Below are 20392 nucleotides of genomic sequence, written 5' to 3'. Positions count from 1 at the left end.
CAGGAAGGCACTTTCGCCACAGGACGGGCAGGCCCGGCCTCCGGTAAGGTACGTGGCCATCAGCGAGGACCCTGCATGACACGTATCGCTTTCATCGGCGGCGGCAACATGGCACGCAGCCTGATCGGCGGCTTGCTCAAGACCGGCGTGGCCGCCTCGTCGATCACCGTGGCCGAACCGCGGGCCGAGGCGCGCCAGGAACTGGGACGCGACTTCGGCATCGCCAGCTATGCCGAGAACCGCCTCGCCGCGGCGGAGGCCGACGTGCTGGTGCTGGCGGTGAAGCCGCAGATCATGCCGGCCATCCATGCCGAGCTGCAGGACATGCTGGTGCGCCAGCGGCCCCTGCTGATCTCGATTGCCGCCGGTGTGCGCATCGACCAGCTCGAGCGCTGGTTCGGGCATGCGCTGGCCATCGTACGTTGCATGCCCAATACGCCGGCCCTGATCGGTGCGGGTGCCACGGGACTGTTCGCCAATCGCCGCGTCAGCCCGGAACAGCGCGCCAAGGCGCAGCACATCATGGATGCGGTGGGTATCACCCGTTGGGTCGAGGACGAAGCGTTGATCGATACGGTGACCGGCCTTTCCGGCTCCGGCCCGGCCTATTTCTTCGCCATGGTGGAGGCGCTGGAAGATGCCGCGTTCGCCCAGGGCATGTCGCGTGAAACGGCGCGTGCCCTCGCCGCACAGACCTGCCTCGGCGCCGGCCGCATGCTGGTCGAAAGCGGTGAAGATCCCGGCGTGCTGCGCCAGCGCGTGACCTCGCCCAACGGCACCACGCAGGCCGCCCTGGAAAGCCTTGCCGCCGATCACCTCGCCCAGATCGTTACCCGCGCCGTGGCCGCCGCTTCGCGCCGGGCCGGCGAATTGGCCGCTGCCCTGGATCATCAATCGTGAGCTATCTCCTCAACGCCCTCTCTTTCATCGTCGAACTGGCCTTTGGTGCCGCGGCCGCCTTGTTCGTACTGCGCCTGCTGGCCGAAGCCAGCCGGGTGGACTTCAACAACCCGCTCAGCCAGTTCGTCTATCGCACCACCAACCCGGTACTGGCGCCGATCCGCCGCCTGCTGCCGAACTGGCGCCGCATCAATATCGCTGCCCTGCTGATCGTCTGGCTGCTGATGCTGATCAAGCGCATCGTGCTGTTTGCGTTGCTGGGCCTGTTCCCGCACGTGCTGGGGCTGATCGTGCTGTCCATCGCGGACATGCTGGATTTCATCGCCATGTTCTACGTGGTGCTGATCTTCATCTGGTCGCTGATGAGCCTGTTCCAGGTCGAGACCTATCACCCGGTCTACCGCCTGGCCGGCAGCCTGGTGGCACCGCTGCTGCGTCCGTTGCGCGGCAAGCTCACCGCGGGCGGCCTGGATTTCGCGCCGTGGGTGGTGATGATCGCGCTGATCCTCGCGCGCATCCTGCTGGTGTCGCCGCTGGCCGATCTCGGCGCTAGGCTGGCGCTCGGCGTCTGAACTTCTTCCACGCTCACGACGCGCCGTGCCGGCCCCATCGCCGGCCGCTGCGCCCTGTGCGGTCCATCGTCATGTCCAACCTCTCTTCTGGAGAATGCTTCGCATGAAAGCGACCTTGCCTGCCCTGCCCCGCCGCCTGCTCGTGATGGCGCTTGCCGCGGCCTCCGTCGGCGGCGTTTATGCCGGCACCGCCACTCCCGCCACCAAGCCCGACGTGGTCGCCGATCACATCGATACCTCGGTGAAACCTGGCGACGATTTCTTCGAGTTCGCCAACGGTGCGTGGCTGAAGAGCCATCCGATTCCGCCCGAGGAATCGCAGTGGGGCATCGGCCAGGTGGTACAGGACGAGCTGTACGCCAAGCTGCGCAAGATCAGCGAGGACGCCGCCGCCAACAAGAGCGCGGCGCCCGGCAGCGACGAGCAGCGGATCGGCGATTTCTGGACCACGGCGATGGATCAGGCGTTGGCCGACAAGCTTGGCGTCACGCCATTGAATGGCGAACTGGCGCGCATCGACGCGGTGCACGACGTGAACTCCGCGCTGGACGAAGCCTTCGCGCTGCAGTTGCTTGGCGTCGGCCCGTTCTTCAGTTTCTCCGTGCAGCAGGATGAAAAGCAGAGCGACGCGATGGCCGTGCACCTGTGGCAAGGTGGCCTGGGCCTGCCGGAGCGCGACTACTACTTCAACAAGGAAAAGGGTGTCGCCAAGGTCCGCGCCGCGTACGTGGAGCATTTGCAGCGCGTCTTCCACATGCTCGGCAAGAGCGATGCGGAAGCGGCCAACAGCGCCAAGCAGGTGATGGCACTGGAAACCGCACTGGCCAGAATCTCGCGTCCGCTGGCGGATCTACGCGATCCGCAGAAGAACTACAACAAGATGGCGCCGACGGAACTCACGGCAAAATACACGCCCGCCATCGCCTGGAATTCGCGCCTGCAGGGCTGGAAACTGTCGGCCAGCACGGTGATCGTGGGCCAGCCCGAATTCTTCAGCGGACTGCAGGCCTTGCTGGCCAAGACGCCGGCACCGGTACTGCGCGATTACATGCGGGCGCACCTGGTCGATGAATACGCCAGCTTTCTCAGCGCGGATTTCGACAACGAACACTTCGATTTCTACGGGCGCACGCTCAATGGCCAGGCGCAGCAGAAGCCGCGCTGGAAGCGCGCGCTGCGCTACGAGAATCGCGCGATCGGCATGATCCTCGGCCGCATCTACGTCAAGGATTACTTCTCCGAAGCGTCCAAGCAGCGCTACAACGCGATGGTGGAAGCGATCCGTACCGCTTATGGCGAACGCATCGACAAGCTCGACTGGATGAGCCCGGCCACCAAGGCAAAGGCGCGCGAAAAACTGGCCGCCGTGACCAGGAAGGTCGGTTATCCGGACAAGTGGGAGGACTATTCCAAGCTCACCATCGGTCGCACCTCGTACGCGCAGAACATGATGAATGCCACGCGCTGGCAGACCGAGGACATGATCTCCAAGTTCGGCAAGCCGGTGGACCGCAACGAGTGGGAGATGACGCCGCAGACGTATAACGCGTACTACAATCCCTCCAACAACGAGATCGTGCTGCCCGCGGCGCAGTTCATGATTCCCGGTTTTGCCGACAACCAGATCGACGATGCGGTGGTCTACGGCTACGTGGCCGCCTCCACCATCGGCCATGAAATTACCCACGGCTTCGACGACGAAGGCCGCCAGTACGATGCCAAGGGCAACCTGGTCGACTGGTGGACCAAGGAAGACGCCGCCCGCTTCAAGCAGCGTGCCGACGTGATGGTCAAGCAGTTCAATGCGTACGAGCCGCTGCCCGGCATCCACATCAACGGCGAGGCCAGCCTGGGCGAGAACATCGCCGACTTCGGCGGCATCATGATCGGCATCGATGCGTTCAAGAAGACCGAGCAATACAAGAAGGGCGAGAAGATCGCCGGCTATACGCCGATGCAGCGCTTCTTCCTCGGTTATGCGCTGGGCTGGTTGTCGCAGGAGCGCGAAGAGCAGCTGCGCACCGGCTTGCTCTCGGATGTACACGCACCGGCGAAGTGGCGCGTGAATGGACCGCTGTCGAATGTGCCGGATTTTTATGAGGCGTTCGATGTGAAGCAGGGCCAGCCGATGTGGCGGCCGGAGAATCAGCGGGTGAAGATCTGGTAATTGCTTTAGCTCCCTCTCCTCTCTGGGGAGAGGGGGTGGTGTGAGGGGCGGGTGCTCGCACCCCTTACTTGTGGGAGCGCACCCTGTGCGCGACAGCCACGCCGCGGTGTATCGCTCCGTAGGCTTGTTGCGCACAGGGTGCGCTCCCACAGGGGTTTTGCGATTTCCGACGACGCATCACTTCAGCGGCCGTGCTTGCGGTCCCACTCCGCAAAAATCCCATGTATCGCATCAAGCCCATCGAACAACGCTGCCGGCCCCGGCTGCAAGATGATCGGCGACTTGATCTCGAACAACTCACCATCACGCACCGCGGGAATCGCATCCCAGCCCTCGCGCGCCGCCACCCGCTCAGGTCGGAACCGCTTGCCGCACCATGAGCCCAGGATGATGTCCGGCGCCGCACGCACCACCTCGTTCGGATCGGCGAGGATGCGGTGCTTGGCCAGCGACTCTCCCGACATCTGCGGAAACACGTCTTCGCCGCCGGCGATACGTACCAGCTCCGCCACCCAGCGGATGCCGGTGATCAACGGATCGTCCCATTCCTCGAAGTACACCTTCGGACGCCGCGCGAACTGGGCCGCCTGCGCCTGGGTGCGTTCGATCTGCTCCTCGGCTTTTCGTGCGTACGCATCCGCTTTCTCGGCAGCGCCCACCATCGCGCCCAGGCGACGGATATAGGCGAGGATGCCGTCCACGCTGCGGTGGTTGCTGATCCACACCTCCACGCCCGCCTTGATCAGCTCACGCGCGATATCGGCCTGGATATCGGAGAAGCCGACCACGAAATCCGGTTCGAGCTTGAGGATCTCTTCGATCTTTGCGCTGGTGAAGGCCGATACCTTGGGCTTTTCCTTGCGCGCCCGCGGCGGACGCACGGTGAAGCCGGAGATGCCGACGATGCGGTGCTCCTCGCCCAGTGCGTAGAGCACTTCGGTGGGTTCTTCGGTAAGGCAGACGATGCGCTGCGGATAGTGGTCGGTGCTGCTGCGAATCTTGCTCACGCTTTCAATGTCCCAACACGGTCACCGTGATCTTGCGCTGATGCGGATCGAGCCGGTGTTCCCATAGATAGATGCCTTGCCACGTGCCCAGCTGGGGCTTTCCCGCATGCACGGGCAGCACCAGGCTGACGCCGGTAAGAATGGCACGCACATGTGACGGCATGTCGTCCGGACCTTCCTCGTCGTGGCGGAAGATCGTGTCGCCGTCGGGAACCGCGCGCGAAAACCAGCGTTCGAGATCGTCGCGCACGGCCGGATCGGCATTTTCGCTGATCAGCAGCGAGCAACTGGTATGCAGGCTGAAGACATGGGCGATACCGGTGTGCACACCGCTGGCGCTGATGACGTCGGCCACCTTGTCGGTGATCTCGGTGAAACCGCGGCCACGCGTATGCACGACGAAGCCATTCTGGGCGACATGATCAGCGGGCGCTGCACGCATGCGGGTAAGCCTCCGAATGGCCTCGTTGAGTTACGGGTACAGCAGACGGCTCGTCCAGGTCTGGCCGTGGCGGCTCCAGCGCACGCGTTCGTGCAGCCGGAAATCCGCGCCGTACCAGAACTCCACCATGTCAGGTTCCACCACGTAACCGCCCCAGTGCGGGGGGCGTGCCACTTCGCGACCTTCGAATTCGTGCTCGTAGCGCGCGTAGCGCTGCTCGAAGGTGTCGCGGTCGGGCAACGTCTGCGACTGCAGCGACGCCCACGCACCGAGCTGGCTCTCGCGCGCACGGGTGGCGAAATAAGCGTCGGACTCTTCCGGCTGCAGCTTGCGCGCCACGCCTTCGACGCGCACTTGCACCGCGTTGCGCAGTCGCTTCCAGTGGAAGCAGAGCGCCACTTGCGGATGCGCTTCGAGCTGGCCGCCCTTGTCGCTCTCGTAGTTGGTGTAGAAACGGAAGCCGCGCTCGTCGGCGCCCTTGAGCAGCACGATGCGCGAACTTACGCGGCCAGCCGCGTCGACGGTGGCCAGGTTCATGGACGTGGGTTCGGCTTCCCCCGCCGCAACGGCTTCGTCCAGCAGTTGCACAAATGTGTCGAGAATTTCGGTTTTCAGCATGGGGGTCTTGAATCGTGGCTCGCGCGCGCCATCATGGCTGGCATGTCTCCAGATGCTAGCACGCAGAATTCAACCCTGGCCGGGCACCTGCTCGACCAGTACGCCGGCCGCATAGCCCGCGCCCGACGCCCCTATGTGCTTGGGCTGTCAGGCCTCCAGGGCAGCGGCAAGAGCACGCTGGCGCGCGAGATGAAGGCCCAGGCGGAAGCCCGTGGCTGGCCGACCGAGGTGTTGTCGCTGGACGACTTCTATTATTCGCGAAGCGAACGTGAAGTCCTTGCTCACCAGATCCACCCGTTGCTGCGTACGCGCGGCGTGCCGGGCACGCATGAAATCGAGTTGCTGCTGTCGGTGCTGGCCGCGTTGCCGCAGGCCTCGGACAAGTTGCCGGTGAGCTACCCGCGCTTCGACAAGGGCCGCGACACCCGCGTGGCGCCGTCGAAATGGCCCAAGGTGGTCCGGCCGCCCAAGCTGGTCATCCTTGAAGGCTGGGCGCTGGGTCTGCGACCGCAGTTGCAGGCCGCGCTGCTGCAACCGGTGAATTCGCTGGAACGCGACGAAGACCCGGAAGGCGTCTGGCGCCACTGGGTCAACAAGCAGCTGCGCGCCTACCAACCGCTTTGGCGCAAGCTCGATGCACTGATCGTGCTACAGGCACCGAACTGGGAAATCGTGCGCAAGTGGCGCAGCGAGCAGGAAGAAGAGCTGCTGGCGCGACATGCGCCATTGGCGATGGATGCCGACACCATGCTGCGCTTTCTCGCCCACTACGAACGACTGAGCCGACACGCACTGGCCACGCTGGCCGAGCAGGCCGACACCTCGGTGGAATACGACGATGACCGTCACGTCATCGCCCTCAACCACAGCTGATCGTCAGCGCCTGTCGAAGGCTTTCAGGCCGCCGGCTCGACCAGCACCGCCGTGCCGTAGGCCAGCACCTCGGTGACGCCTTCGGCCACGTCGTTGGCGTCGTAGCGCATGCCGATCACGGCGTTGGCGCCGCGCTCGGCGGCGTGGCGCAGCATCAGCTCGAACGCCTCTTCGCGCGCTTTCTCGCACAGCTCCGTGTAGATCGTGATGTTGCCGCCCACCAGCGTCTGCAGCGCGGCACCGAGATTGCCGACCACGCTGCGCGAACGCACGGTAAGGCCGCGCACGATGCCCATCGGGCGGACGATGCGATGACCCGGCAAATCGTTGCCGGTGGTGACCATGTGGAGCGATACATTGCCAGGCATGAGCTCTCTCCAGGCTGGGTTCAAAGCGAACGTAGATCGTGACTCAAGCGCCGTCGTCCAGCAATGCGGCGTAGCCTTCGCGCGCATCGGGCCACTGCGGCACGAAGCCGCTGGCACGCAAGCGTGCATTGCTCAGGCGCTTGCTGCCCACGCCCGCCGGCGCTTCGCCGTCGGCAGGCAGCGGCGCGTGCACGCGCCGGGCGAGATCGTCGTAGAGCACGTCGAGCGGCAGCGGCGTGTTGTCCACACCCAGGTAGAGCGGTGATGGCTCGGGCAGGAACAGCAAATGCACGATGGCGGCGGCCGCGTCGTCGACATGGATGCGGTTGGCCCAGTGCGCCTGCTTGCGCGGCACGCGCACGGCACCGCTGCGCAGGCGCTCGATCAGTTGCATGCGGCCAGGGCCGTAAAGACCGGCGAGCCGCAACACCACGGATGGCGTACTCTCGCTTGCATGGCGTTCGGCCTCCAACAAGACGCGGCCGTTGAAACCGGGCGGCGCGGGTGGCGTCTGCTCGTCGACCCAGGTATCGCCGTGTTCGCCGTACACGGCGCTGGAGGAGACGAACAGCAAACGCTGCAATCCCGGCGAGCCCACGGCATCCAGCAGATGGCGCAGACCGTCCACGAAGACCGCGCGATACAGCGCCTCGTCGCGCGCATCGGGGGTCGGCAGATAGACCAGGTGCGTGATGTGGTCCGGCAGCGCGCGCAAGCTCTCGGGCTGGGTCAGGTCGCCCTGTATGCCATGGATGCCGCCCTCGTCCGCGACAACGCCACGACGCAGCGCCCAGACCTCTTCGCCACGCATGCGCAGAAGACGCGCCACGCGCAGTCCCACGTCGCCCGCGCCGGCAATCAATACACGTGCACTCATGGCCTGTCCTCCGGCCCGCGGCAGCGCCGCGCGCGTTCGTGCCTGTTAGCATTTACCCATGAATCCATCGTGCAACCTGTTCATCGTCGGCCCGACCGGCGCCGGCAAGACGTCCATCGGGCGTCGGCTGGCGGACCATTATGGGCTGAGCTTCATCGATATCGATCACGAGATCGAGCGGGTCTGCGGCGTGCCGGTGAGCACGGTGTTCGAGATCGAGGGCGAGGCAGGCTTCCGGCAGCGCGAGCACGCCCTGCTGGAGGAATCGAGCCGGCGCAGCAGCGTGCTGCTGGCCACTGGCGCAGGAGCCGTGCTCGATCCGGCCAACCGCCGCCTGCTCGCCGAGCGCGGCTATGTGCTGTGGCTGCAGGCCACGCTGGAACAGCAACTGGAGCGCCTGGCGCAGGATCGCCAGCGCCCCTTGCTCGCTGGCGCCGATCGCGCGGAACGCCTCACTGCCATGGCGCAACGGCGCACCTCGCTGTACGAGGAAATCGCCGACCTCACCATCCCCGGCGCGCATGAAACCGTCCATGCTGCCAGCGCGCGCAGCATTCTCCTGATCGACCAGCACTGGCAACGGTAGCCGCATGACCATCCCCTCGCACGCCCCGCCCCGCACCATCGACGTCGCCCTTGGCGAGCGCAGCTATCCGGTATGGATCGGCCCCGGCCTGCTTGGAGATCGCGCCCGCTGGCGCGGCGCCTTGCGTGGTCGCCATGCCCTGGTGATCAGCAATACGACGGTGGCCCCGTTGTACCTGGACCGCGTGGCGGAAGGCCTGGACGGCCTGCAGTGGTCCCCGTTCCTGATCGACGATGGCGAGGCGCACAAGACCTTCGCCAATGTGGGCCGCGCGCTGGAGGCGCTCGCGCAGTTGGGTGCCACGCGCGATGCCTGCGTGGTGGCGCTCGGCGGTGGCGTGGTGGGCGACCTTGCCGGCTTCAGCGCCGCCTGCTGGATGCGCGGCATCGATTTCATCCAGATGCCGACCACGCTGCTGTCGATGGTCGATTCCTCCGTGGGCGGCAAGACCGGCGTGAACCTGCCCGCCGGCAAGAACCTGGTGGGCGCTTTCCACCAGCCTCGCGCCGTCGTCGCCGATACGGACACGCTGGCCACGCTACCCGAGCGCGAATACCGCGCGGGCCTGGCGGAAGTGGTGAAAGGCGCGGCCATCGGCGATCCGGCCTTCTTCGCGTGGCTGGAAGCCAACGCCGCGGCCCTGAATGCACGCGAGGCCGCTCCGTTGATCGAAGCCATTGCGCGCAAGGTGCAGTACAAGGCCGGCGTGGTGGCGCGCGATGAAACCGAACAGGGCGAACGCGCCCTGCTCAATCTCGGTCACACCTTTGGCCACGCGCTGGAAACGGCTGGCAAATACCAGGTGTTGTTGCACGGCGAAGGCGTGGCCGTGGGCATGCTGCTGGCGGCGCAGCTGTCCGAACGACTGGGCATGAGCGCAGCAGCCGATACCCAGCGCCTGCATCGCCTGCTCGATGCCGTGGGCCTGCCGACATCGATTCCCGCCGGCATGGACCCGGAGCAGTTGCTCGCGCTGATGCGGCTGGACAAGAAGAATCTTGCGGGCACGCTGCGCTTGATCCTGTGGCGCGGCATTGGCCGGGCGGAGATCGTCGGTGGTGTCAATGAATCCGAGGTGATGGCGGTGCTGAAGGCGGCGACTCACTGACGGGTCACGCTTCGTTGGTCGTCGCGCACAAGTGCGCTCCCACAGAGAGCGGCGCATCGTCGCACTCGCCCCTTGGGTGCCAAGCCTTCTAGAATGCGGGGTCTACGGCCCGCCGACCCACTTCGAACCGGAATCCATGCGCCTTTACCTGCAAGCCATGACCGCCACCGCCGAGGCGCCGCGCTATGTCCAGATCACGCTGGAGCAGGACTTGCTGGGCGGCTGGACGCTGTATCGCGAATCGGGTGTGCAGGGCGGCAAGGCCACGCTCAAGCGCGACCAATTCCTGGAACGCGACGATGCACTCGCCGCCTTCGAAAAAGCGCGCGATGCGCAAATCAAGCGCGGCTTCCGCGTGATGTTCAGCCAGGGCCTGGATGGGCCCTACGGACCGTGAAATGACCGATGTACTGAAGAACGACCGTTTCCTGCGCGCACTGCGCCGGGAGTCCACCGACACCACGCCCGTGTGGGTGATGCGCCAGGCCGGCCGTTATCTGCCGGAATACCGCGCCACCCGCGCGCGCGCCGGCAGTTTCATGGCGCTGGCGCAGAACCCCGAACTGGCTTGCGAAGTGACGCTGCAGCCGCTCGAACGCTTCGAGCTGGATGCGGCCATCCTGTTCTCCGACATCCTCACCATTCCCGATGCGATGGGACTGGGCCTGAGCTTCGCCACCGGCGAAGGCCCGCAGTTCGCACACCCCGTGCGCACGAAGGCCGATATCGAGAAGCTCGGCGTGCCCGACATGGAAAGCGAGCTGCGCTACGTGATGGACGCCGTGCGCGTGATCCGCAAGGAACTGCACGGCCGCGTGCCGCTGATCGGCTTCTCCGGCAGCCCGTGGACGCTGGCCTGCTACATGGTGGAAGGCCAGGGTTCGCGCGATTTCGCCCGCCTGAAGGCCATGTGCTGGAACGAGCCCGCCCTCGCCCACCGATTGCTCGATACCCTGGCCCAGTCTGTGGCGGCCTATCTGATCGCCCAGGCCGCCGCCGGCGCGCAGGCGCTGATGATTTTCGATACCTGGGGCGGCTTGCTGGGTCCGGCGCCGTTCCGCGAGTTCTCGCTGCGCTATATGGCGCAGGTGGTCGAAGCGCTGAAAGCGCATCCGGCAAGTCGCGAACTGCCGGTCATCCTGTTCTCCAAGGGCGCCGGCCAGCACTTGCCCATCATGGCCGATACCGGCTGCACCGCGCTGGGCGTGGACTGGACCGTCGACCTTGCCGACGCCCGCCAGGCCGTGAACGGCCGCGTCGCGCTGCAGGGCAACCTGGACCCGGCCATCCTGCTGGCCGACCCCGAGGTGATCCGCCGCGAGGTGCGCCGCGTGCTCGACAGCTACGGCAATCATCCGGGCCATGTGTTCAACCTGGGCCATGGGATTACGCCGGAAGTGAACCCGGAGCATGTGAAGGTGCTGGTGGATGAGGTGCACGCGTACGGCAGACAGCTTCGCGGCTAACCGCTTTGCGCCCTCTCCCCGCCGGGGAGAGGCCGGGGTGAGGGGCGGGTGCTCGCGGAAACGGCGCCTACCTCTGAATATCTTCAAGCCCCCCCATATTCCATCCGAACGTTTGGGCAAGCCCCGGCCCCTCATCCCAGCCTTCTCCCCGGCGGGGAGAAGGAGTTAGAAGCGGCGCTTTTGGCACCCCAGCCGCCCCGCCCGTACAATCGACCCTTTCACGCCAATCCCCACGCGCCGGCCCGGCGCGCAATCGCGAGCCCCCGATGGACAAGAGTTTCGAACCCGGCCAGATCGAATCGAAGTGGTATACCGCCTGGGAAGCCAGCGGCGACTTCAAGCCGTCCGGCCAGGGCAAGCCCTACTGCATCCTGCTGCCGCCGCCGAACGTCACCGGCACCCTGCACATGGGCCATGCGTTCCAGCAGACCGTGATGGACATGCTGATCCGCTACCAGCGCATGCGCGGCATGAACACGCTGTGGCAGGTGGGCACCGACCACGCCGGCATCGCCACGCAGAAGATCGTCGAGAACCAGCTCGCCGTCGACAACCAGACCCGTCACGACCTGGGCCGCGAAGCCTTCGTCGAGCGCGTGTGGCAGTGGAAGGAGGAATCCGGCTCCACCATCACCCATCAGATGCGCCGCCTCGGCGTGGCTGCCGATTGGTCCCGCGAACGCTTCACGATGGACCCGGGCCTGTCGGCCGCGGTGCGCAAGGTGTTCGTCGATTGGTTCCGCGCCGGCCTGATCTACCGCGGCAACCGCCTGGTGAACTGGGACCCGGCGCTAGGCACGGCGGTGTCCGATCTTGAAGTGAACAATGTGGAGCGCGACGGCCACCTGTGGTCGATCCGTTACAACACCGTCGACGGCAAGGACAGCGTGGTGGTGGCCACCACGCGTCCGGAAACCATGCTGGGCGACGTCGCCGTGGCCGTGAATCCGGAAGACGAGCGCTACACGCACCTGATCGGCACGACGCTGCGCCTGCCGCTGAGCGGCCGCGAGATTCCGGTGATCGCCGACGACTACGTCGATCGCGAATTCGGCACCGGCTTCGTGAAGATCACCCCGGCGCACGATTTCAACGACTACGCCATCGGCCAGCGTCACAACCTGGCGCCGATCAACATCTTCACGCTCGACGCCAAGGTCAACGAGAACGCGCCGGAAAAATATCGCGGCATGGATCGCTACGAAGCACGCAAGGCCGTGCTCGCCGATCTGGACGCCGAAGGCCTGCTGGTGGAAACCAAGCCGCACAAGCTGCAGGTGCCAGTGAGCCAGCGTTCGGATGCGGTGATCGAGCCGATGCTCACCGACCAGTGGTTCCTCGACCTCACCAGCGAGAAGGGCCGCAAGGAAATCACCGAACCCGCGCTTGACGCCGTGCGCTCGGGCGAAGTGAAGTTCGTGCCGGAAAACTGGAGCACCACCTACACGCAGTGGCTGGACAACATCCAGGACTGGTGCATCAGCCGCCAGCTGTGGTGGGGCCATCGCATCCCGGCGTGGTACGACGAAGCGGGCAACATCTTCGTGGGCGAAGACGAAGCCGACGCGCGTGCGCATGCCAGCACCACGCCGGTCGGCGCGCTGCATCAGGACGACGACGTGCTCGACACCTGGTTCAGCTCCGCGCTGTGGCCGTTCTCCACGCTCGGCTGGCCGATGCAGGGCCCGCAGAAGAACGAGCACGGCGAGCTGGTGGCGAACTGGGAAACCGACAACGTGTTTTTGCCCAGCGCCGTGCTGGTCACCGGTTTCGACATCATCTTCTTCTGGGTCGCGCGCATGGTGATGGCGACCAAGTACTTCACCGGTCGCGTGCCGTTCCGCCATGTCTACATCAACGCGATCGTGCGTGATGCGGAAGGCCAGAAGATGTCCAAGTCCAAGGGCAACACGCTCGATCCGCTGGACCTGATCGACGGCATCGAACTGGAACCACTGGTGGCCAAGTCCACCAAGTCACTGCTGATTCCTCAGGTGCGCGAGAAGGTGGAAAAGCGCATCCGCAAGGATTACCCGACCGGCATTCCCGCCATCGGCACCGATGCGCTGCGCTTCACTTTCGCCGCGCTCGCCAGCTATAGCCGCACGATCAACTTCGACATCAAGCGCGCCGAAGGCTACAAGGCGTTCTGCAACAAGCTGTGGAATGCCGCCCGCTTCGTGCTGATGAACCTGCCGGAAGGCGAGCTGTCCGCGCCTGCCAATGGCCCGGTGACGGAAGCGGAGCGCTGGATCCTCACGCGCCTCAAGCAGACGCTGACCGACGTCGAGCAGCACTTCGCCAGCTACCGCTTCGACCTGCTCGCGCAGGAGCTGTACGAATTCACCTGGAACGAGTTCTGCGACTGGTTCCTGGAATTGTCCAAGCCGGCGTTGAACGGCGACGACGCGGCAGCGGCGGCCTCCACCCGTCACACTCTGGTGGTGGTGCTGGAAACCATCCTGCGCGCGCTGCATCCGATCGTGCCGTTCATCAGCGAAGAGATCTGGCATTCGGTGTCGCCGAAGCTGGCCTTGCCTGAGAAGTTCCTGATGGAGCGCCCGTGGCCGAAGGCCGACGCCATCGTTGCCGACGACGCGGCCACCGCGGAAATCGAATGGTTCAAGAACGTGCTGAGCGGCATCCGCCGCATCCGCGCGGAAATGAACATCGCACCGGGCAAGACCATCCCGCTGCTGCTCGCCGACGGCGATGCGGGCGATCGCGCCCGCGCGGCCAAGTTCGCCGCGCAGATCAGCTTCCTCGCTCGCGTGGATGCGCCGCAGTGGATCGAGTCGGGTGCGAACGAACCTGCCGCCGCGGTGGCCGTGGTGGGTTCGATGCGCGTGCTGATTCCGCTGGCCGGCCTGATTGACCTTGCTGCGGAGAAGACGCGCCTGTCCAAGGAAATTTCGCGCATCGAGGTCGAGATCAAGAAGTGCGAAGGCAAGTTGGGCAACGCGAACTTCGTGGCCAATGCACCGGCGGAAGTGGTGACGCAGGAGCGTCAACGCATCACGGACTGGGGCGTGCAGCTGACGGCGTTGCGCGAGCAGGCGCAGAAGCTGGGCTGATCGCGCCCTTGCGTTCTGTGGGAGCGCACTTGTGCGCGACACGCCACGCCAGGGCTTATCGCTCCGTCGGCTTGTCGCGCACAAGTGCGCTCCCACAATAGCTTTTGGTTAGTGAGGCGCCCTAAGACGCGTCATCCGGAGCGACCTCCAGATTTCACAACAACCCGTCGCGCTTCACGGACAGGTATTTCTCAACCAGCGACCCCGCCAGCTGGTCGCACGTCACGTCCAGGACCATCACTCCGTGGCTGCGCAGCGCGTCGTGCGCCACACGGCGTTGCTCCAGGTATTGCGCGATCGAACCGGCGCGGATGGCGGCGTCCAGATCGTTCACCGGCTGGGCCAATGCGCTGTCCAGCGCCGATTCGCGCAGGCTTGCCACGCATACCAGGTGGCGCCCACGCAGCATGTCCACGGCGGCCAGCAAGTCGTCCATGTCTTCATCGCGCAGGTTGGTCACCAGCATGACCAGCGAGCGCCTGCGCTGGCGCAGGAACAGCTCGGTCGCCGAGGCAAGAAAGTCCGTCGCGACAGGCTGTGGCTGCAGCGCATAGCTGGCGCGCAACAGTTCGTCGATGGCTGCGACGCCACGCCGCGGAGGGACCCACGAGGTGGCGCCGCCGCTGGCCAGCAGGCCCACCGCATCGCCCTGGCGCAGGGCGAGATAGGCCACGACCAGGGCCGCATCGAGCACATGGTCGAAATGCGCACGCCCTTCTTCGCGCGCCATCAGCCGTCGTCCGGTGTCGAGCAGCAGGATCAGCTGCTGGTTCTTTTCATCCTGGTACTCGCGCGAGATGAGGCGGCGCACGCGCGACGACGCTTTCCAGTCGATCTGGCGCAGACTGTCGCCCACGCGATACTCGCGCATCTGATGGAAATCGGTGCCTTCGCCACGCCGGCGTTTGACGTGCGCACCCACCATGCGAGAGGCCTGGTCCGCGCTGAACATGGCGAACTTGGCCAGGGGCGCGAAATTGGGAAAGACGCGCACGACCTGCGACGCACCAACCGTTCGAAGCTGCCGCCACAGCCGCCACGGCGAATGCAGGCGCACGTGCATGCCATCGAAAGAAAAGTCCCCGCGCGCATTCGCACGCAGGTGGTAATCGAATGACGCCAGCTCGCCACGCTCGAGCTGCAAATGCCGTGGCAGCCCGCGCACGTTCCAACTGCCCGGATGCAGATCGAATACGTCCAGCCGTTGCCGGCGCGTGCCGCTCTGCAGGCTCAATCGCACCGGCCGTTCCACGCCCATCGGCCAGGTGTCGGCCAGCTCGCGCCGGATCTCCGGCCCGGCGCTTCGCATCAGGCGCACCGCATCCAGCACAAGTACCAGCAGCAGCGAACCGCCCGCGAAGAGCCAGAGCTCTGCCGCGGACAGATCCAGGCCCACCGCGACACCGAGCACCGCCCACAACGCCAGCCACGCCAACGCCCAGGGCGAAGGACGCGGCAGGCTCCGCCGGCGCATCGAGGCCCGAGGGGTGGCGGCATTCATCGGTCGATCCTCGGCTGCATCACTTGCGGGGCGCTTCCACCTTCGCCAGCAGCGCATGCAGCACGGCGTCGGTCGTCTGTCCCTCGATCTGCAGCTCCGGTGCCAGCGCGATGCGATGGCGCAAGGCGGGCTTGGCGATTTCGCGCACGTCGTCCGGGGTGACGAAGTCGCGGCCGGCCAGGACCGCCTGGGCGCGTGCGGCGCGCACCAGTGCGAGGCTGCCGCGCGGACCGGCGCCCATGGCGATGCCCGGATGCTTGCGCGTGGCCGCGACGATGCGCACGGCGTAATCGATCACCGCGTCGTCCATCGCGGTCTGCGCCGTGCCCAGTTGCATGGCCACGATCTCTTCCGGCCGCGCTACTTGCCGGATCTGCGAGAGGTCGAATTCGGACGAGCTGCCCTGGCTGACCATCGTCACCATGCGCTTCTCGTCCTTGTGCGAGGGATAGCCGATCATCACCTTGAGCAGGAAGCGATCAAGCTGCGCTTCGGGCAGCGGATAGGTGCCTTCCTGTTCGACCGGATTCTGGGTGGCCAGGGTCAGGAACGGGGGCGGCAGCGACACGCTCTCTCCCTCAATGGTCACCTGCAGCTCGGCCATCGCTTCCAGCAATGCCGACTGGGTTTTGGCCGGCGCGCGATTGATCTCGTCGGCCAGCAGCAGGTTGGTGAAGACCGGACCGCGCCGTATGTTGAAGGCTTCGGTCTTCGGATCCCACACGGCATGGCCGCTGATGTCGCTGGGCATCAGGTCGGGCGTGAACTGCACACGCGCATAGCCGCAGTCGAGCGCGCGCGACAAGGCACGCACCAGCAGGGTCTTGCCGAGGCCGGGAACGCCTTCGATCAGCACGTGGCCGCCCGCCAGCAACGCGATCAGGATCTGCTCGAGCACCTCGGGCTGCCCGATGAAAACCTTGCCAACCTCGTCGCGCACGGCGGCCACGCGCTCGGTCAGGTCGGCGCCGGTGAAGGGGATGAGAGGCTGTTGGATGTCGAGATTCATAGGTCAATGCTCGGATGAAATCGGCTGGATTCAACGCAATTGATTGCGCAGACGGATCAGTAGCGCCACGCTGCTGCGGAATTGTGCGGGCTCGTGTATGCGCGCCGCCTCCAGCGCATCGTGGATCTGGTCGGCGGACTCGCCGCAGCGCTCGGCCAGCCACTGCGCCTGCAGCGGCACCGGAAGTGCCGCCGTCTGCGGATCGCGTGCACGCAGGCGGCTGAGAAAAGCGTGGCGTACCGCGTCGTACAGACGGTTCGCATAGCCATAGCGATAGGTGTGCTGGCCGCTGGCCTCGATATGCTCGAGCAGGGAACGGCGCTCTGTGTTCAGTGCCGGCAAGAGCGGCCCGAACCGCTGCATGCGTTGCCACAGCCAGCCCAGCAGTGCGAGCAGCAACGGCACCCACGCCATCCAGTACTCACGCCACAGCTCGCCCCAGAACGAGGGCATCGCCAGATCGCGAACCAGATAGGTGGTGCCCGCACCATAGTTCGGTGCCAACAGCTGGCGAACGAACTCCGCATTCAACGGCTGGTTGAGCGAATAGGTATTCAGAAACTCGAAATCCGACACCACATCCACCACGCCCTTGCCGCGGGCCAGGCGCATATACACGCTGCGGTACGCTTCATTGCGCTTGGGAACATCCTGCCAGTTCAACACGGGAGCAGCCTGTGCGTGCTTCAACGTGAAGCGTCGGCCCCCGCAGAACAGCCGCGAGGATTCCTTGCCTTCCCCGCGCAGGATCATGCAGGTACCAGCGCTGCCGGGAAAGATGTGCAGGCTGGCGGTCAGCGGCGACTGGGTTAGCGAAAAGGCGGGAGCGACCAGCAGCAGATGCCCGCCGCGTTCCACCCAGTCCAGCAGACGCCGCAGCTGGGCATCGGACAGGCTGCTCGAATCATTGAACACGAGCACGGTGTCCTTGTCGCCCAAGGCGTGACGCTCGTCCCATACCGGCGCTGAGCCATCCACCACCTGCACGTGATCGGCGCGCAAGGACAACTTCAACGCATACAGCGGATTGCTAAGCGCCTCGCCCGAACGCGGCTTGTCGACGACGGTTTCGACCCGCTCATAGTTCGCTCGCCACCAGGCGACGAATCCGAATGCCAACACCACCGCCAGCAACGCACCGGCCCAGCCCCACCAAGGTATGCGAACACGCATCATCGGACGGCCACTCCGTGCGCGGCGCTGGTGATGGAGCGCCATACGAAGCGCTGCTTCAACCCGCTCAGCAGCGATTCGAACGCATCGGTGGAAGGAAAGACCTGCGCGTAGGCGGCGTACTGCCATACGCGCACGACGCGAGCGAAGGCGTCGCGATCCTCACGCTCCGCCAGTTGGCGTGACGCGCGCAGACACTGGGCCTCCGTTGCGCCAGGCGCGAGCATGGTGCGCGTCTGCGTCACCATGGCTTCGACCGCGGCGCGATAGAGCATGGCGAGCGCCTCGCGTTGACGCCCGGCGTACCAGAGCTGACGAATCGCCTCGGGCACATCGTCGGGCAACGAAGCCTGCTCGGTCACTTCGCTGCGCTGCACATTTTCATCATCGGTCGCCTTGGCGCGCGCCGCGACTTCGGAGAACCATGGCAGCCAGCGCCTGGCAGTAAGCGCCAGCGTGATCACCAGCGCAGCCAGCAGGCCCCACAAGGCGAATTTGCCGATCACGGCGATCAGGTTGCCGAGTCCCGACAGATCGAGTCCACGATAGGTTGGGTCGAGTTCTTTCTCAGGCACCGGATGACGCCGTTTCCAGCTGACGAGCTTGTGCTTGGGGCTGAGCGAAGGGTCGGCATACGCTTGATCGACGGCACGACGGAACGAGGTTCCACCGACTGGTTGATCGCCGAAGATGTGCTGCACGCTCTCTGGCTCGGCGACCAACGGCTTCGTTTCGGCGGGTGCATCCTCGTCGTGGGCGGCCTGCTGAGCCATCTGCGCGGCGCAGGTGCTTGCAGCCGCAGCGTGACCTGCCTGCGGCACGACGGCGAGACCGAGTGCGAGCAAACACGCCAGCGCGGAAGCAGCCTGCGTCAGGCGCGCGCGCAGACGTCGGAAGTTAAGCTCAATGTCCCACGCTTCGAGCTGCGTGCGCCGGTTGATGTACAGCCCGAATCCCGCCCCGATATAGAACGGCTCGACGGCGGTCATGACCAACCAGGAGGCCACGTTGGCGATCAGCGAGAACCACCAGGGCGAGGCTTTCACCGCGGCGCTGACGTGCTCGAACACGCCAGGCAGGTAGATGTTGGGGATGAAGATCAGCACCAGTCCCAACAACCCCAACTGCAACACGAGACCGAACACGCTGCACATCAAGGTGAGCATCAGGCTCACGCCATAGATGGACGAACTCACCACCTGCCGTCGGGCGCGGGCCCGCTCGGCGGTGCTGCCCTCCAGCAGGTCGACCGGGAGATACAAGGCACGCACCGGACCCAGGCGCCGCCAGATCAGGTACGACCACATCCATTTGCCGCCCCACTGGCGCTGCGCCCGCAGGGTTTGCCCAAGCGACGGGATGTCGCCGAAGGCGGCGCGTGAAAGCACGTACAGGGGCACCCGATCGAACAGCGGCTTCAACCACCACAACAGCAACCCTGCTGCCCACAGGCTATGCAACGCCCAGCCGATCGCGTTGGCCAGCAGCAGCGCAGGCAGCGTAAGGAGCAGCCAGGCGCCGTAAATGAGCCTGGCGTGGTGCCGTGTCAGCGCCATGCCGAGTTCGATCGCCTCCCACGACGTGCGCGGACGCAGGGTGACGGTGAGCGTGTCGATCTTCACCGTGTCGCACCTTCGCCAGCCGTGCCATCAAAGGCAGCGTTGCGCCCACCGCGCCACAACCACCATCCCACCGATAGCCACAACAGCGCCGACACGCTGTATTTGACCCCGGCCGGCATCCATCCGATCGACGACCAGAACGCTTCGATGAAAGCTGCAATGAGCAACATGACCAGCACGCCTGCGCAAAGCAAAGCGCCGCGGCGTCCACCATCGATCAATGCATCCACGCGGCGGCGCTGACCCGGAGCCATCAGGTTCAGGCCCAGGCGCAGCCCCGCACCGCCGGCAATCACGATGGCGGTCAGCTCGAAAGGGGAATGTCCGGCCACGAAGCGCCAGAACGGATCGCCGGAACCGATCGCCTGCAAATGCCCGGCGACGCCACCGATCATCACGCCATTGGTAAGCAGCACGACGACCGCGCCAATGCCTGCCAACAGTCCGCTGGCGAACGTCTTGAAACCGATGCTGATGTTGTTCCAGATGTAGAAGCCGAACATCGCCAGATCGGTTTCGCTGCCGCGCCCCAGCGCATGCGCCGCGTCGTGCGGGTCGTACATCGCTTCGAATTTATGCAGCGTCGAGGCGTCGAACAGGGCCGAGGAAAGTTCCGGCCTGTATTGCGTGGCGATGAAAATCGCCGCCACCGGCAGCCAGAACAACAGCGCCGACAGCGTCATGCAGAACCGTTCCTCGCGCACCAGCCGTGGAAATCCGGCCAGCAGGAACATCGCCAGCCGTCGCCAGCGGGGCGCCGGCGTGCGATACAACAGCGTGTGGCCTCGCTGCATCAGCAGCTGCAGGCGCTCGACCAGCACCGGGCTGTAACCGCGCCGCCGGGCCAAGGCGAGTTGCTGGCACAAGCGGCGATAACGCGCGGGTATTTCCGTGTCGCCCAGGCCGTGCCATTGGCGTCGCGTCGATCGGGCGTCCTTGGCGCTTTCGCCGCGCACGTTCAACCAGTGCTCGAAAGTATCCCATTCGTGCCGGTAGCGTTGGACAAAAAGCTCCTGCTTCATCTGGCCG

At 65.4% G+C, this 20392-nt stretch carries 19 protein-coding genes; 9 read left to right on the top strand and 10 right to left on the bottom strand.

Features of this window, described 5'->3' with window-relative positions; genetic code table 11:
• Window positions 1-75 precede the first annotated feature (75 nt).
• From proC to ACN9MB_RS05050, 3 genes are all read left to right on the top strand, one after another.
• On the top strand, window positions 76-900 hold the full coding sequence (gene proC, locus ACN9MB_RS05060; protein ID WP_426270991.1) for a pyrroline-5-carboxylate reductase: 825 nt from the start codon (window positions 76-78) through the stop codon (window positions 898-900).
• On the top strand, window positions 897-1472 hold the full coding sequence (locus ACN9MB_RS05055) for a YggT family protein (protein WP_426270990.1): 576 nt from the start codon (window positions 897-899) through the stop codon (window positions 1470-1472). The genes proC and ACN9MB_RS05055 overlap by 4 nt, the downstream gene beginning before the upstream one ends.
• Window positions 1473-1575: 103 nt before the next feature.
• A complete protein-coding gene (locus ACN9MB_RS05050) occupies window positions 1576-3639 on the top strand; it encodes a M13 family metallopeptidase (RefSeq protein ID WP_426270989.1) in 2064 nt (687 codons plus the stop codon).
• Window positions 3640-3821: 182 nt separating this feature from the next.
• On the opposite strand, the gene ACN9MB_RS05045 is transcribed toward ACN9MB_RS05050, so the two are convergent.
• The 3 genes from ACN9MB_RS05045 to pdxH are packed head-to-tail and all read right to left on the bottom strand — an operon-like array spanning window position 3822 to window position 5706.
• Window positions 3822-4646, bottom strand: coding sequence for a cobalamin-binding protein (locus ACN9MB_RS05045; RefSeq protein WP_426270988.1), 825 nt, complete (start codon window positions 4644-4646; stop codon window positions 3822-3824).
• 4 nt (window positions 4647-4650) lie between these two features.
• Window positions 4651-5088 carry a secondary thiamine-phosphate synthase enzyme YjbQ gene (locus tag ACN9MB_RS05040; protein WP_426270987.1) on the bottom strand — a complete coding sequence of 146 codons (438 nt, stop codon included), beginning with the start codon at window positions 5086-5088 and terminating at the stop codon, window positions 4651-4653.
• 30 nt (window positions 5089-5118) lie between these two features.
• Window positions 5119-5706, bottom strand: a complete 588-nt coding sequence (gene pdxH / locus ACN9MB_RS05035; protein ID WP_204634996.1) for a pyridoxamine 5'-phosphate oxidase — start codon at window positions 5704-5706, stop codon at window positions 5119-5121.
• A gap of 42 nt (window positions 5707-5748) precedes the next feature.
• Here pdxH and ACN9MB_RS05030 point away from each other — a divergent pair, with 42 nt between their 5' ends.
• Entirely contained in the window at window positions 5749-6579 is an 831-nt protein-coding gene (locus ACN9MB_RS05030) for a kinase (protein WP_204634995.1), read from the top strand.
• Window positions 6580-6602: 23 nt separating this feature from the next.
• Here ACN9MB_RS05030 and ACN9MB_RS05025 read toward each other — a convergent pair whose 3' ends face one another.
• Together ACN9MB_RS05025 and ACN9MB_RS05020 are read right to left on the bottom strand one after the other, a co-directional pair.
• Entirely contained in the window at window positions 6603-6947 is a 345-nt protein-coding gene (locus ACN9MB_RS05025) for a YbjQ family protein (protein WP_204634994.1), read from the bottom strand.
• Between the two features lie 43 nt (window positions 6948-6990).
• Window positions 6991-7824, bottom strand: coding sequence for an NAD-dependent epimerase/dehydratase family protein (locus ACN9MB_RS05020; protein ID WP_204634993.1), 834 nt, complete (start codon window positions 7822-7824; stop codon window positions 6991-6993).
• Window positions 7825-7882: 58 nt separating this feature from the next.
• Between ACN9MB_RS05020 and ACN9MB_RS05015 the strand changes: the two genes are divergently transcribed.
• From ACN9MB_RS05015 to ACN9MB_RS04995, 5 genes are all read left to right on the top strand, one after another.
• On the top strand, window positions 7883-8410 hold the full coding sequence (locus ACN9MB_RS05015; protein ID WP_426270986.1) for a shikimate kinase: 528 nt from the start codon (window positions 7883-7885) through the stop codon (window positions 8408-8410).
• Between the two features lie 4 nt (window positions 8411-8414).
• Entirely contained in the window at window positions 8415-9518 is a 1104-nt protein-coding gene (gene aroB, locus ACN9MB_RS05010) for a 3-dehydroquinate synthase (protein ID WP_426270985.1), read from the top strand.
• Between the two features lie 136 nt (window positions 9519-9654).
• Window positions 9655-9915 carry a WGR domain-containing protein gene (locus ACN9MB_RS05005; protein ID WP_204634990.1) on the top strand — a complete coding sequence of 87 codons (261 nt, stop codon included), beginning with the start codon at window positions 9655-9657 and terminating at the stop codon, window positions 9913-9915.
• Between the two features lies 1 nt (window position 9916).
• Entirely contained in the window at window positions 9917-10984 is a 1068-nt protein-coding gene (hemE, locus tag ACN9MB_RS05000) for a uroporphyrinogen decarboxylase (protein ID WP_426270984.1), read from the top strand.
• A gap of 266 nt (window positions 10985-11250) precedes the next feature.
• A complete protein-coding gene (locus ACN9MB_RS04995; RefSeq protein ID WP_426270983.1) occupies window positions 11251-14058 on the top strand; it encodes a valine--tRNA ligase in 2808 nt (935 codons plus the stop codon).
• A 154-nt stretch (window positions 14059-14212) separates the two neighbouring features.
• On the opposite strand, the gene ACN9MB_RS04990 is transcribed toward ACN9MB_RS04995, so the two are convergent.
• Genes ACN9MB_RS04990 through ACN9MB_RS04970 form a run of 5 tightly spaced genes read right to left on the bottom strand, consistent with a single transcriptional unit; the run spans window position 14213 to window position 20385 of the window.
• The gene (locus tag ACN9MB_RS04990; RefSeq protein WP_239535358.1) at window positions 14213-15559 is read right to left on the bottom strand and encodes a DUF58 domain-containing protein; all 1347 of its coding nucleotides are present in this window, start codon (window positions 15557-15559) and stop codon (window positions 14213-14215) included.
• Window positions 15560-15578: 19 nt separating this feature from the next.
• Window positions 15579-16568 (bottom strand): AAA family ATPase, encoded by a 990-nt coding sequence (locus ACN9MB_RS04985; RefSeq protein ID WP_426270982.1) that lies wholly within the window; start codon window positions 16566-16568, stop codon window positions 15579-15581.
• A gap of 30 nt (window positions 16569-16598) precedes the next feature.
• Window positions 16599-17744, bottom strand: coding sequence for a DUF4350 domain-containing protein (locus ACN9MB_RS04980; RefSeq protein ID WP_204634986.1), 1146 nt, complete (start codon window positions 17742-17744; stop codon window positions 16599-16601).
• Complete coding sequence (locus ACN9MB_RS04975) at window positions 17741-19363, bottom strand: DUF4129 domain-containing protein (RefSeq protein WP_426270981.1); 1623 nt, start codon at window positions 19361-19363, stop codon at window positions 17741-17743. The genes ACN9MB_RS04980 and ACN9MB_RS04975 overlap by 4 nt, the downstream gene beginning before the upstream one ends.
• Complete coding sequence (locus ACN9MB_RS04970) at window positions 19360-20385, bottom strand: stage II sporulation protein M (RefSeq protein ID WP_426270980.1); 1026 nt, start codon at window positions 20383-20385, stop codon at window positions 19360-19362. The genes ACN9MB_RS04975 and ACN9MB_RS04970 overlap by 4 nt, the downstream gene beginning before the upstream one ends.
• Between the last annotated feature and the right edge of the window lie 7 nt (window positions 20386-20392).

The organism is Dyella kyungheensis (assembly GCF_049913195.1).
Classification (GTDB): domain Bacteria; phylum Pseudomonadota; class Gammaproteobacteria; order Xanthomonadales; family Rhodanobacteraceae; genus Dyella; species Dyella kyungheensis.
Note: the sequence above shows the minus strand (reverse complement) of the source record. Positions and strands in the feature narration are given on the sequence as shown.